The organism is Streptomyces sp. NPDC093097 (assembly GCF_044754325.1).
In the GTDB taxonomy this organism is placed as follows: Bacteria; Actinomycetota; Actinomycetes; order Streptomycetales; family Streptomycetaceae; genus Streptomyces.
This window is the reverse complement of sequence record NZ_JBIVOW010000005.1, coordinates 171945-185119: the sequence shown is the minus strand read 5'-3', so window position 1 is coordinate 185119 and position 13175 is coordinate 171945. Positions and strand designations below refer to the sequence as shown.

Sequence of the window (13175 nt, the reverse complement as noted above, 5' to 3'; positions counted from 1 at the left end):
CTCCATGCAGGTCATACGCCGCCGTCGGCATGACGAGAACGACCGTGCCGGCACTCTCCGCAGACGTTTCAGCCGCCGCGGCACCCTGGCCACGGCCACCGCGGTCGTCCTCGCCGCCACCGCCGGCATCGGTTACGCCCAGACGCACCAGTTCGGCACCGTCCAGGTCGGCCAGAAGACGGCTGATGGCCAGGTCGTCTCCAGCGACCAGTACATCGCCCCGTACGGCGACCGCCTCGTCATCGACAACGGCAAGATCATGTCGTCCTCGGTCAGTCCGGACGGCACCCACGTCGCGGCCTCGCTGACCGACGGCGGAGCGGCGCTGGCCATCGTCGACCGCAAGAACTGGAAGGTGCAGCAGCTCGTCGGCACCTCCGCATCGTCGACCCCGCGCCTCAGCGGCAACTCCGTGGGCCAGGAAGGCCCCACGTACTCGCCCGACGGCAAGCAGCTGTGGCTGGGACAGACCGACGGCTACACCAAGTTCACGGTGAATCCGGACGGCAGCGTCAGCGACCCGGCGTTCGTCAAGATCCCGGCGGACGGCACCAAGCACGCGCTGGTGGGGGAGCCGGTGTTCTCGTCCGACGGCGCCACCGTGTACGCCGCGGTCAACGGCCAGAACAAGGTGGTCGCCCTCGACGCGGCGACCGGGGCGGTCAAGCACAGCTGGGCCGTGGGCAACGCCCCGCGGGACATGGTCAAGGTCGGCGACAAGCTCTACGTCAGCAACGAGGGCGGCCGTCCGGCCAAGCCCGGCGACACCACGATCAACTCCTACGACACCCAGGTGCCGGCCGACCCGAAGACCGGTGCCACCACCACCGGCACGGTCAGCGTCATCGACCTGGCGAAGCCGGATGCCGCCGTCAGGAGCATCGGCGTCGGTCTGCACCCGACCGCCCTGTACGCCAAGGGCGGGGCACTGTTCGTCACCAACACCGTCTCCGACGACGTGTCGGTCATCAGCACCGCCAAGGACAAGGTCGTGCAGACCATCGCCACCCGCCCGTGGCCGGAGGCGTCGGTGGGTTACGAGCCCAACGCGGTGACGCTCACCGGTGACGGTCGTCTGCTGGTGACGCTCGGCCGCGCCAACGCGGTCGCCGTGTACAAGTACAAGAGCCCGCAGGAGCCGGTCAGTTACGTCGGCCTGCTCCCCACGGACTACTTCCCCTCGGAGATCGCCACCGTCGGCAAGCAGGTGCTGGTCTCCAACACCCGTGGTATCGACGCCCGCCGCCCCAGCACCAGCGGCGCGCACGGCACCCACGACACCACCTCCAGCCTGCAGCGGTTCACCCTGCCGGACGACAGCGTCATCAGGTCCCAGACGGCCAAGGTCTTCAAGCAGAACGGCTGGACGGGCGGCGCGGTCAAGAAGGCCGACGGCAAGAGCCACGCGAAGCCGACGGCGGTCCCGAAGCGGCTCGGCGACCCCTCGACGATCAAGCACGTCTTCCTGATCGTCAAGGAGAACCGGACCTACGACCAGGTCTTCGGTGACATCCCGCAGGGCAACGGCGATGCGAAGCTGGCGCAGTTCGGCGAGAACGTGACGCCGAACCAGCATGCGATGGCCAGGCAGTTCGGGCTGTACGACAACACCTATGACATCGGCACGAACTCCGCCGAGGGCCACAACTGGCTGATGCAGAGCGACAATCCGGAGTACACCGAGTCCTCGGCTGGTGAGTACCAGCGCAGTTACGACACCGAGAACGACGCTCTCGGCCACCAGAAGTCCGGTTTTCTGTGGACCGGTGCGCAGGCGGCAGGCAAGTCCGTCAAGGACTTCGGTGAGTTCCAGTCGGTGGAGAGCAAGCCGTCCGGAGCGTCCTGGCAGAACCTGTACTGCGACGCCAAGACCATGGACGCAACCGGGAAGCCGACGGCCTACCCCATCAAGACCGGGTCGGCGATCCCCTCGCTCAACGACGTGTCGGTGCCCGGCTTCCCGATGTTCGACCTCGACGTCCCGGACGTCTACAAGTACCAGGTCTGGAAGCAGGACTTCGAGAAGCACGGGCCGGCGAACCTGAACATGTTCTGGTTCTCCAACGACCACACCGGTGGTCCCGCGAGCCCGTCCGCCCAGGTCGCGGACAACGACCTCGCGGTCGGCAAGATGGTCGACAAGATCTCGCACAGCAAGTACTGGAAGGACTCGGCCATCTTCGTCGTCGAGGACGACTCCCAGGCCGGCCTCGACCACGTCGACGGGCACCGGGCCCCGATCCAGATCATCAGTCCCTGGGCACAGCACGGCAGGACCGACAGTCACTACTACACCCAGATCACGATGATCCGGACCATCGAGCAGATCCTTGGGATCCACCCGATGAACCAGAAGGACAGCGCGGCCAGCCCCATGAGCGGCGCCTTCACCGCCCACCCGGACACCACCGCGTTCAAGGCGCAGCCCAACCGCGTCCCCCTCACCGACGGTCTGAAGACCCAGCCGTCCTGCGGCTCGGACAACCCGGCACCGCAGAGCCCCAAGGCGGCGGCCGTCTCGCCCGCGAAGGTACCGGCGGACAAGCAGGGCCTGGCGGCAACCTGGGACACGTGGAAGTCCAAGCAGCGGCTGACCGGCCCCCACGCCGTCCCCGACTACGCCAACCCCGCCCAGATGAACCACCTCACCTGGTACGAGACGCACAACTGGAACACGCCGTACCCGGGCGAGAACAAGATCTTCGCGCCGCAGGATGTGCCGGGGGCGTACATTCCTTCCTCGGAGAACGACGGTTGATGTCTGCCGGCGGCTGAGGGGCGCATGGCTTCACCGCGGCCCGGACATCGGCGAGGCGCTGTCGTCAACGGGCTTCGGCGCATGGCTGGTTGGCAGGTGAGTGCGCCGCAGCGTCGTGGCGCGGCGGCACGGTGTCCCGCGCCGTCGTCCGGCGGCGACCGGGTGGCGTGGGCTCAGCGCGTGGCGCCGCGCCTCCGCTTCCCGGTGTCCTTGGCCGGCGTCCGGTCCTGTTCTCCCTCGGCCCACAGGGTGCGTACATGCCCCAGGTGGCGGGTCATGCACTTCTCGGCGCCCTTGGCGTCCCCGGTCAGCATCAGGCCGAGAAGCTCCAGGTGCTCCTCGGCCGACGGGAGCAGCTCGCCGCGCTCGTCCAGAGCGGTCAGGCCGTACAGGCGCGAGCGCTTGCGCAGATCGCCGACGGTTTCCACCAGGCGGTCGTTGCCCGACAGGGCGAGCAGCGAGAGGTGGAAGCGGCGGTCGGCCTCCAGATAGCCGATGAGATCGTGCGCACGGGCGGCGCGCACGATCTCCTCGGCGATCGGGCGCAGCGCCTCCAGGTCCTCCTGGGCCGCACTGCGGGCGATCCGGCCGATCATGGGCACTTCGATCAGGGTCCGGATCTCCGTGTACTGGTCGAGGTCGCGTGCATCGACCTCGGTGACCCGGAAGCCCTTGTTGCGGACCGGCTCGACCATGCCCTCGCGCGCGAGATCGAGCATCGCCTCGCGCACCGGCGTCGCCGAGACCCCGAGGTCTTCGGCGAGTGCCGGTGCGGAGTAGACCTCGCCGGGCTTGAGTTCGCCGGAGATCAGTGCCGCGTGCAGTGCGTGGGCCACCTGGTCGCGCAGCCGCTCGCGCGCGGTGATGAGGCCGTGCTGTGTCAGATGGCCCATGGCGGTGGTGTTCCCTTCGTGCCTGCCGCCGCGCCTTCCCGGCCGAGCGGATCACCAGCGTACAATGGCCCGTTGCTCACGTGGACGGGTGCGCGGGCCGTGCACGGCGGGGCCGGGCGGTGCGAGTCCGCCAAGTCGCCGGCCCCCTGCTTCTCTTCGGGGAGTGTGCGGACATCCCTCCTCACGTCTCCAGAAGGGCGCCCATCCAGTCCTCGATCGCGTCCGGAGTCCGGGGTGGCGCCGGCATGAGTTGTGCCCCCTCGGCCGTGATGACCAGGTCGTCCTCGATGCGGACGCCGATGCCGCGCAGTTCGGGCGGCAGCGTCTCGTCGTCCGGTTGGAAGTACAGGCCGGGCTCCACGGTCAGGACGTTTCCCTCGGACAGCACGCCGTCCAGATAGGTCTCGGCGCGCGCCTGTGCGCAGTCGTGCACATCCAGCCCCAGCATGTGGCCGCTGCTGCAGAGCGTGTAACGGCGGTACAGGTCGCCGTCGGGGGACTTGAGGATGCCCCACTCGGCCAGGCCCTCGGCGATGACCCGCATCCCCGCCCGGTGGAAGTCGCGGAAGCTCGCCCCGGGGCGCAGGGCGGCGATGCCTGCCTCCTGTGCGGCCAGGACGAGCGCGTAGACCTCGCGTTGAACGGGGGAGAACCGGCCGGAGAGCGGGAGGGTGCGGGTGATGTCGGCGGTGTAGAGGGTGTCGGTCTCGACTCCCGCGTCGAGCAGGAGGAGTTGGCCGGCGTCGAGGGCGCCGTCGTTGCGGATCCAGTGCAGGACGCAGGCGTGGGCCCCGGAGGCGGCGATGGTGTCGTAGCCGGTGCCGTTGCCCTCCGCGCGGGCCCGAAGGTTGAACACGCCCTCGATCCACCGCTCGCCGCGCGGGTGGGCGAGGGCTGTGGGCAGCGACCGGACCACGTCCTCGAAACCGGCGGTGGTGTGCTCGACGGCGAGTTGCAGTTGACCCACCTCCCAGGCGTCCTTGACCAGGCGCAGTTCGCTGAGTGCCGCGCGCAGTTCGGGGTCGTCGGCGGCGTTGCGGCCGGGCGGCAGGGGAGCGGCGTCGTCGAGCGGTACGCAGCGGACGCCGGTCATGCGCGCGGCCTCGTCGAGATCGGGGCGGCGTCCCACCCAGAACTCGCCGTGGCGGCGGTCGCGGTAGAACTCCGCGCTGCCGGCCGTGCGGGGGGAGCGGGGGCGAAGGTGGAGGACCGCCTCGTGCCTTGAGGGGCCGCTCGGCTCCAGGACGAGGGCGTGACCGGCCTGGTCCTCGCCGGTCAGCCCCGTGAGGTGGGCGTACGCGCTGTGGGGGCGGAACCGGTGGTCGCAGTCGTTGGAGCGGACGTGGAGATCGCCCGCCGGGACGATCAGCCGTTCGCCGGGGAAGCGGGCCGACAGGCGCTCCCGGCGGCCGGCCGTCAGGTCCGCCGCGGGGAGGCGCAGCTCTCCGACGAGCGGACTCTTCGCCCAGCTGGATGCCAGGAAGGCGGCCAGTTCCGGCGAGACGGCGAGGTCGTGGCTCGTGGTGTGGAGTCGTTCGGTTCCCGGGCGTGCGGGAGAGTCGGTCACGAGATCTCCAGGTGTCGGGTGGGGTGAACAGCCGGTTTGCTGGTGGTAGTTGGGGCCGGAGACTCAGCCCGCGAGCGAGTGCAATTTCACATTGCTATGTTACGTACCACCCTGGAGAAGCGACCCCGTCGATCCGCGGGCAATCCCGGTCGACAGCCTCACCGGCGAGCAGCTCGCCGCTACGTTCGCGTACGTCACCGGCGTTCCCGGCACCCGCATCCCGATGTCGCGCGCCGAGCTGCGCTCCGTCGTGACCGGCTTCGGTCGGGACTGCGCCGCCAGGTTTCCGTTCCTCGCCGACCGGGACCTCTACGCCCGCGACCGCTTATGACAACGGCATTGACGTGTAACGGAGCCGCCGGTTTCATGACTCGCACTTCCCCCACCCCCCACCCCCACGAGCGAGGCGGTGATCCGTTGGCGTCGACGGTGAAGGACATGCGATCCGGTCCGAGAACGGGCGCGGACCACGGCGCGATGCGCCAGTCCATCGGCCTGCTGGACGGCGCGGCGATCGCCGCCTCCAGTACGGCCGCCACCAGCAGCATCGGCATCGGCCTGGGCCTGATGGCCGGGATCGTCGGCCTGCACCTGCCCGCGATCATGCTGCTGGCCTTCCTGCCCGTGCTCGCCATCGCGGGCGGCTACGGGCGGCTGAACGCCGTCGAGCCGGACGCCGGCAGCAGCTACCGCTGGGTCGGCCGCACCCTCAGCCCCTGGCTGGGCTTTCTCACCGGCTGGGTGAACACCGTCGGCACGGTGGTCTTCATGGCGTACACCACCACCGTCACCGGCTCGGCGATCATCCAACTCCTTGCCGAGGCACACCTGCGCAGCGTCGCCGGCCTGCGGCTGGACGCCGACTCGACCGTGCAGTGCACCCTGCTCGGGCTCGTCGTCCTGATCGGCGCCGCACTGGTCGCCGTGCAGGGCCTCGACCTCGCCGCCCGGCTGCAGAAGGCACTGCTGGTGTTCGAGTACCTGGTGCTGCTCGGCTTCTGCGGGTACGGGCTGTTCGCGGGGGACCAGCCGTTCTCGCTCCAGTGGTTCAACCCCTTCGACATCCCCTCCTTGGGCGCGGTGGCGCAGGGCATGGTGCTGGCGGTGTTCTGCTACTGGGGTTTCGAGTCGGTGTTCAGCGTCGGCGAGGAGGTGCGCGATCCACGCGACGCCTCCCGGGGCGGTTTTCTCGCGCTGGTGGTGATGCTGTTGCTCTTCCTGCTGGCCGGCACGGCCTTCCAACGGGTGCTCCCGCTGGAGGAGTTGGCCGACAACGGCGCGCACGGACTGACCTACTTCGGCGCCAGGCTCGCTCATCAGCCGCTGGCCGCACTGCCGTTGATCGCGTTGATGTTCTCCGCCGTGGCCTCGTTGCAGTCCTCGGTGATCCCGACCGCGCGCGGGATGTACGCGATGGGCCGCGACGGCGTACTCGGGCCGATCTGGACCCGGCTGCACCCGCGGTACGCCACTCCCGCGGTCGGCACCCTGCTGATCACCGGCGGCGCCGTGCTCCTCGCCCTCGCCTCGCTCGTCATCCCCACTGTCAACGACCTCATCTCGGCAGCCGTCAACGCGATCGGCGTCATCGTCGCGCTGTACTACGCGCTCACCGCCGTCGCGGCCGCCGTCCGCTTCCGCCGCCTGCTCCGTACCGACCTGCTGCAGGGTCTGCGCGCCGTGGTCGCGCCGCTGCTCGGCGCCGCGGCGCTGCTCGCCGTCGGCGGCTACCTGGCCTGGACCTTCTACGACTCCACCGACCACTTCGAACTGGCCGCCGACAACGGGTGGTTCGAACTGGCCGTGGTGGCGCTGATGGTCGTCACCGGACTGCCGTCGGCGGCCTGGGCCCGCTGGCGGCGGCGCTCGCCGTACTTCCTCCATCCCACTGACTGACACCGCAAGAACGGAGCCCCACCATGACCGAGGCCGATCTGGTCTTCACCCACGGTCCCGTCCACACCGGCGACGCCGCCCGCACCCGGGCGAGCAGCCTGGCCGTGACCGGTGAGCGGATCACCGCCGTCGGGCACGACGAGGTCCGCGAGTTGATCGGGCCGCACACGGAGGTCGTGGACCTCACCGGCAAGCTGCTGCTGCCGGGCTTCCAGGACGCCCACGTCCACGCGGTCTTCGGCGGCGTCGAGTTGGCCGCCTGCGACCTCACCGGCACGGTGGGCGTGGCCGAGTACCTGGAGCGGATCCGCGCCTACGCCGAGGCCGACCCCGACCGGGTGTGGATCACCGGCAGCGGCTGGTCGCTGGAGAGCTTCGACGGCGGGCTGCCGACACGGCAGTTGCTCGACTCCGTCGTCCCGGACCGCCCGGTCTACCTCACCAACCGCGACCATCACGGCGCCTGGGTCAACACCCGCGCCCTGGAACTGGCCGGCCTCACCCGCGACACCCCCGACCCGGCCGACGGCCGGATCGAGCGCGAGGCCGACGGCACTCCGAGCGGCACGCTCCAGGAGGGCGCCACCGGCCTGGTCGCCCGGCTGGTGCCGGTTCCCACCGCCGCAGAACGGCTGGCCGGCCTGTTGTGGGCGCAGAGCCTGCTGCACTCGCTCGGCATCACCGGCTGGCAGGACGCGCTGCTCGGTGTGTTCAACGGCCAGCCCGACCCTTCCGACGCCTATCTGGCCGCCGCCCGCTCCGGCGCGTTGACCGCCCGGGTGACCGGCGCGCTGTGGTGGGACCGCGACCGTGGCGCCGAGCAGATCCCCGAACTGGTCGAGCGCCGCGCCGAGTTGAGCCATGGACGGTTCCGGGCCGGCTCGGTGAAGATCATGCAGGACGGTATCGCGGAGAACTTCACCGCCGCGATGACCAGCCCCTACCTGGACGGCTGCGGCTGCGCCACGGCGAACTCGGGCCTCAGCTTCGTCGATCCGAAGGCCCTGTGCGGGTACGTCTGCGCACTGGACGCGCTCGGCTTCCAGGTGCACTTCCATGCCCTCGGCGACCGGGCGGTCCGCGAGGCGCTGGACGCGGTCGAGGCCGCTCGGACGGCCAACGGGCGGCGCGACACCCGCCACCACCTCGCCCACCTCCAGGTGGTCCACCCGGACGACATCCGGCGCTTCGCCGAGCTCGGCGCGATCGCCAACATCCAGCCGCTGTGGGCCGCGCACGAGCCGCAGATGGACGAACTGACCATCCCGTTCCTCGGCCCCGAACGCGCCGCCTGGCAGTACCCGTTCGGCGCGCTCCAGCGCGCGGGCGCCACCCTGGCGGCGGGCAGCGACTGGCCGGTGAGCAGCCCGGACCCGCTGGCCGGGCTGCACGTCGCGGTCAACCGGAGGGAGCCGGAGGCCACCGACAGTCGGGTCTTCCTGCCCGAGCAGCGCCTGGACCTGGCCTCCGCCCTCGCCGCGTACACGGCGGGATCCGCCCATGTGAACGGCCACGACGACGCGGGCGGGCTGGCCGTCGGACACCTCGCCGACCTGGTCGTCCTCGACCGCGACATCCTGACCCGCCCCGCCGAGGAGATCGCCGACGCCCGCGTGCTGCGCACCTACGTCGGCGGGGAACTCGTCCACGCGGTGGACTGAACGCCTCGCAGGTCGTCGCCGCCGTGCAGCGCCGTGAGGCGGGCCTCGGCGGCGTCGAGGAGGAGGTCGAGGGCGTACGGGTAGCCGCTGCGGCGCATGTCGGAGGTGAGCAGGTGGGCGGTGGCGGCGATGTGCGGGTGGGTGGTGGCGTCGAGGCGGGCGTAGGAGGCCGGCCAGACCTGCAGGTCCGCCGTCTGGGCCGCGGCGGGGAGGGTGAGGGCGGCGGCGTCCAGCGCGGCGAAGCCCAGGCTCTGGTCGACGAAGGCGTGGTAGATGCGGACGGCCTCCAGGTCGGGGAAGCCCGCCCCGCGCAGGACGCCGAGGATCGCCTCGACGGCGGCGATCTCGTGGAGGCGCCCGGTGGTGCGGTGGGCGGCGAGCAGAGCGGCCTGGGGGTGGGCCTGGTAGCTGGCGTGGATGCGCAGGCCGATGGCACGCAGGTCGGCACGCCAGTCTCCGGTGGGCTCCCAGGCGTACTGGGCACGGCCGATGAGCTCGTCTGCGATGGCGAGCAGGAGGTCGTCGGTGCTGTGGAAGTAGCGGTAGACGGCGCTGGGGTCGGCGCCGAGCGTGGCGCCGAGCCGCCGGACGGTGAGCGCGTCGGCGCCGTGCTGGCCGATCAGGCGCAGAGCCGTGTCGACGATCAGTTCCTGGGAGAGCACGACGCCCTGCTTGGTGGGCCGACGGCGTCGCCGCCGGGGCTCGGGGACCACACGTTCGCTCATGCCCGGCAGAGTACGTCAACGGCATTGGCGTAGGACAGATCAAGAGCGGAACTCCAGCCGGGGCGGGACGAGCGCGCCGATCGGCTCCCGGCTGCCGCTCTCCAGGCCGCCGTCAGCGCTCGATGCCCCGCTCGGCGACGAGCGCGGAGTCACGCCCCGGAGGAGCCCAGCGCGATGTCCGTGTCCTGTCCGCCCCATCCTTGAGGGGTTCGCCAGATGATGTGGACATGGAAGATGTCGCGGACGGTGTCCGCAGACCACTCCTCGGCCGGGGGCTCGCAGAGGACGAGATAGAGACCGTCGGCCGGCGTGGGCAGGGTGTGGTTGATTTCGAGAAGCCGGGTCGCGCCCGAGCGGAGGGCTGCGTAGGTGGAGCAGCCTGTGCCCAGTGCCTCGTAGAGGAAGAGGCCGCGCTCGGTGACGCAACTGACGTCGACGACCGCTGAGTCGGCCGGCTGGAGGTCCGCCCAGAGGAGCGACGATTTCAGTGCATGGCGGACCGCCTCGTGCTTCTTGCACATGCGGTCGGCGTCGGCGGCCGCCTCCAGCGCGCGAAGGAAGCCCTCGTTCGCGGTGGGGGCCGGTGCGGCGGAGGTGGTGTCCGCGACGGTCATCTGGACTTCTTCCTTCTGTTCGGGTTGCCGTGGGGTGACGGGTGCCGTGCGGTCGGAGTCGTGCTCCGCCTCGCTGGCGAAGCGGGTCCGAAGGGCCCGTTGCGCTTCGGCGAGGGGCGCTGCCCAACCGGAGGCAGTCAGCTCTTCCTTGAGGCGGCTCGCGTCCAAACTGCCGTCCTTGAACCTGCGTTGGGTGGTCGCGGCCAGATCCCGCAGCGCGACCAGCTCCTCGCGGTCCGGCTCGCCGAACAGGTGCAGTACGTCGACCCAGTCGGCCTGGTCCCGTCGGAGGATGCGGGTGGCCATGCCCTGGAGCTCGGCGAGGCGACTGCGGGCGTCCGGCACCTCGCCGTTGTTCTCGGCCAGCTCACCGAGCACCGTCAGTGCCGCGCGATAGCGTCCCGCCATCCGCTCCGTGATGGGCGACCGTCCGCGCTGGTCCGCGGCGAGCACGGTCTGGTTCGTCTCGTTCGCGAACACCCAGCAGTTCAGCTTCTCGCCGCGTTCCGGGAGGGCCGATCCATGGCGAACGGTGAGGACCAGCGGGCGGTCGACCACGGGGGACAGCGGCTTGACCTTGTAGCGACCGCCCGGGGCCCGGCCCACGACCGAGACCCTGACATCGGTGCCGATCCGGGGAAGCCGTTCCGTTGCCTTGTCCGGCCGGGCACCGGATGCCGCAGGTTCCCGCCTCTCCCCGGAGTCAACGAGTGCTTCCGGGAGCGGGGCGGTGTGCAGGATGGTCAGGCTCTGGGTGCTGCGGGTCAGGGCCACGTACAGCTGCCGCAGACCGGCGGGTCCTCGGTCGGCGATGGTGGCGGGCTCGATGACCAGGACATGGTCGTATTCCATGCCCTTGGCCTGGGCAGCGGCCAGGACGGACACCGCCTCGCGGTGCTGGTCGCCGATGTCGCCGCCCGCATCGATCCGTTGGCCGATCGCGGCCAGCCAGTCCGAGTCGTCGGGGACGATGACGGCGACGGAGCGGAGCGTGCTGCCGTCACTGGTACCGACCAGACGGGTCACCTGCGCGACCGTGTCGTCGAGAAGCTTCCACGGTTCGGTCGCCACCGTCCGGACGGCGTCTTCGCCTGCCTCCCGCACCGCCTGCGGGTAGGGCAGGGTCGGCGCGACCGCCTGCGCGAGCGGGGCGACGAACTCCATGATCTCGGCGGGGACGCGATAACTCGTGTTCAGTTCGGCCACGCGCCAGTCACCGTGGTCGGACAGGAGCACCCCGATGCGGTCCCAACTCGTCGGGATGTGAGGACCGGTCGCCTGCGCCAGGTCGCCCAGGACGGTCATGGAGCCGCCCACGGCACAGCGCCGCCGCAGGGCCCGGGCCTGCATGGGGGAGAGGTCCTGCGCCTCGTCGACGACGATATGGCCGTAACGCTGTGGAGTGTCCCCGCTGATGAGTACCTGGAGCTCTTCGAGGCAGACGTGGTCGTCCAGCGTCCACGGATCGGCGTCGGCGCTGGCGGCGCGGGCACGCAGCAGGGCCGCCTGTTCGTCCCCGTCGAGGATGCCGTCGGCGCAGACGCGAAGGAGCTCGGGCGAGTCGTAGAGGCTGCGCAGGGCCTCGCGGGGGCCCGGTGACGGCCAGACACGTTCGATGAGGCGCTCGACCCGGCGGTTGCGTTCCAGATCACGGCGGATCGTGCCGGCCTGCCCGCGCCGGGGTGCGACGACGGCGAGTTCTTGGAGGAGCCGGTCGACGAGCAACCCCCGGAAACGGTCCCGGCGTTGCCGGTAGGAGCCGTCGCCTCCCTGGGCCTGATCGAGGAGGGCGAGGACCTCGGACCGCGGTACGCGCAGGGACGTGCTCCCCGCGGTGACGACGATCGCGGGCTCGTCGCCGTCGAAGGCGGGAGCGACGGTCAGGCCGTCGAGAGCATCGGGGTGGTAGTCGTTCTCGACCCGGCGCCGCAGGACTTCCGCCATCCGTTCGTCCGACTTCACCAGCCGGGTCCGCGGGGAGTCGGTTCCGAGTGTCTCGCCCTCCCACAGGCGGTTCAACTGGACCACGTTGACGTTCCGCGTGCCGAGGGTGGGGAGGACCCGGCCGACGTAGTCGAGGAACCGCTGGTGGGGGCCGATGACCAGGATGTCCTGGGCCTTGAAGTGGTCGTTGTTGACCAACCAGGTGACGCGATGAAGCCCCACCGCGGACTTGCCGGTGCCGGGTCCGCCCTGCACGACGAGGACATCCGAGGGAGATCCGGTGACCAGGTCCATCTGGTCACGGCGGATGGTCTCGACGATGTCCCGCATCCGGCCGCTGCGCGAGCGTTGGAGCTCACGCAGCAGGAAGTCGTCCGGCTGGAGCGGCTTCCGCCGCGGCCGCCGGGCGACACCGCCGCGGGCGGGGGCCGGCGCGATGCGCTCCGCCCGCGCCGGAGCGGGGGCCTGACGCGGAGCCTCCGTGCCGGTGTCCTCGGTGGTCTGCCGAGGCTCCGGGACGACAGCGGGAGAAGGCTCGGCTGCCGGCGGAGCGATCTCGTCGAAATAATCCTCAACGACCCGCTGCACACACCGCAGTTGGCGCCGCAGGACCACCTCGTCCGCGTCCTCGGGACGGGCCTCCGCCCACTTCTTCGCCAGCGGGCTGGTCCACAGCAGGACCACGGGCTCGTTCGAGGCGTCCCGCACACCCCGACGCCCGATGTACCAGGGGCGGGCCTCCGTGCCCGGTTCCTCCGGCGCGTCGACGCGGGTGAAGACAAGGGCCTCGTCGCCGAGCCCTCCGTACGCGGCGGCGCGCTCCTCCGCGCCGATGCGGTTGGCGATGCCGTCCTTGCCGCTCGCCGACGCCATGGCGGCCGACTTTCCGCTCATTTCGGCCAGCCGTGCCGTGTAGCAGTCGTACGCGTGGTCCACCGCCTTCTGCTCGACGGCGAGGACCTTGTCCCGAGTGGTGGTGCCCATCTGCGTCCTCCCTGCGGCGCCGAAGGGACACCGCTACAGGCCTGCGCCCGTACCCCACCGAAATAACTATCAGAGACCGAACGGTGCCGCACAGTCATTGCGTCACTTTCCGGAAGGGGGCCGAACTGCGCCC

The 13175-nt window shown here is 70.7% G+C and carries 8 protein-coding genes; 4 read left to right on the top strand and 4 right to left on the bottom strand.

The window, feature by feature from the left end; translation table 11 throughout:
- Nucleotides 1–4 precede the first annotated feature (4 nt).
- Complete coding sequence (locus ACIQE0_RS10895) at nucleotides 5–2758, top strand: alkaline phosphatase family protein (RefSeq protein WP_402330676.1); 2754 nt, start codon at nucleotides 5–7, stop codon at nucleotides 2756–2758.
- 173 nt (nucleotides 2759–2931) lie between these two features.
- On the opposite strand, the gene ACIQE0_RS10890 is transcribed toward ACIQE0_RS10895, so the two are convergent.
- Together ACIQE0_RS10890 and ACIQE0_RS10885 are read right to left on the bottom strand one after the other, a co-directional pair.
- Complete coding sequence (locus ACIQE0_RS10890) at nucleotides 2932–3651, bottom strand: GntR family transcriptional regulator (protein WP_402330674.1); 720 nt, start codon at nucleotides 3649–3651, stop codon at nucleotides 2932–2934.
- Nucleotides 3652–3832: 181 nt separating this feature from the next.
- On the bottom strand, nucleotides 3833–5218 hold the full coding sequence (locus ACIQE0_RS10885) for an aminopeptidase P family protein (RefSeq protein WP_402330672.1): 1386 nt from the start codon (nucleotides 5216–5218) through the stop codon (nucleotides 3833–3835).
- 91 nt (nucleotides 5219–5309) lie between these two features.
- On the opposite strand from ACIQE0_RS10885, the gene ACIQE0_RS10880 reads away from it, so the two are divergent.
- Genes ACIQE0_RS10880 through ACIQE0_RS10870 form a run of 3 tightly spaced genes read left to right on the top strand, consistent with a single transcriptional unit; the run spans nucleotide 5310 to nucleotide 8775 of the window.
- Nucleotides 5310–5549 (top strand): hypothetical protein, encoded by a 240-nt coding sequence (locus ACIQE0_RS10880; protein ID WP_402330671.1) that lies wholly within the window; start codon nucleotides 5310–5312, stop codon nucleotides 5547–5549.
- 35 nt (nucleotides 5550–5584) lie between these two features.
- Nucleotides 5585–7114, top strand: a complete 1530-nt coding sequence (locus ACIQE0_RS10875) for an APC family permease (RefSeq protein ID WP_402330669.1) — start codon at nucleotides 5585–5587, stop codon at nucleotides 7112–7114.
- A gap of 23 nt (nucleotides 7115–7137) precedes the next feature.
- Complete coding sequence (locus tag ACIQE0_RS10870) at nucleotides 7138–8775, top strand: amidohydrolase (RefSeq protein ID WP_402330667.1); 1638 nt, start codon at nucleotides 7138–7140, stop codon at nucleotides 8773–8775.
- On the opposite strand, the gene ACIQE0_RS10865 is transcribed toward ACIQE0_RS10870, so the two are convergent.
- Nucleotides 8739–9500, bottom strand: coding sequence for a TetR/AcrR family transcriptional regulator (locus tag ACIQE0_RS10865; protein ID WP_402330664.1), 762 nt, complete (start codon nucleotides 9498–9500; stop codon nucleotides 8739–8741). The two genes, ACIQE0_RS10870 and ACIQE0_RS10865, sit on opposite strands and share 37 nt — an antisense overlap.
- A gap of 149 nt (nucleotides 9501–9649) precedes the next feature.
- Nucleotides 9650–13042 carry a HelD family protein gene (locus ACIQE0_RS10860; protein ID WP_402330661.1) on the bottom strand — a complete coding sequence of 1131 codons (3393 nt, stop codon included), beginning with the start codon at nucleotides 13040–13042 and terminating at the stop codon, nucleotides 9650–9652.
- Nucleotides 13043–13175: the final 133 nt, after the last annotated feature.

Excerpts from the sequence above, each read along its gene's own strand:
- ACIQE0_RS10895 (WP_402330676.1), top strand. The coding sequence starts at position 5 with ATGCAGGTCATACGCCGCCGTCGGCATGACGAGAACGACCGTGCCGGC.
- ACIQE0_RS10890 (WP_402330674.1), bottom strand. The coding sequence starts at position 3,651 with ATGGGCCATCTGACACAGCACGGCCTCATCACCGCGCGCGAGCGGCTG.
- ACIQE0_RS10875 (WP_402330669.1), top strand. The coding sequence starts at position 5,585 with ATGACTCGCACTTCCCCCACCCCCCACCCCCACGAGCGAGGCGGTGAT.
- ACIQE0_RS10870 (WP_402330667.1), top strand. The coding sequence starts at position 7,138 with ATGACCGAGGCCGATCTGGTCTTCACCCACGGTCCCGTCCACACCGGC.
- ACIQE0_RS10865 (WP_402330664.1), bottom strand. The coding sequence starts at position 9,500 with ATGAGCGAACGTGTGGTCCCCGAGCCCCGGCGGCGACGCCGTCGGCCC.
- ACIQE0_RS10860 (WP_402330661.1), bottom strand. The coding sequence starts at position 13,042 with ATGGGCACCACCACTCGGGACAAGGTCCTCGCCGTCGAGCAGAAGGCG.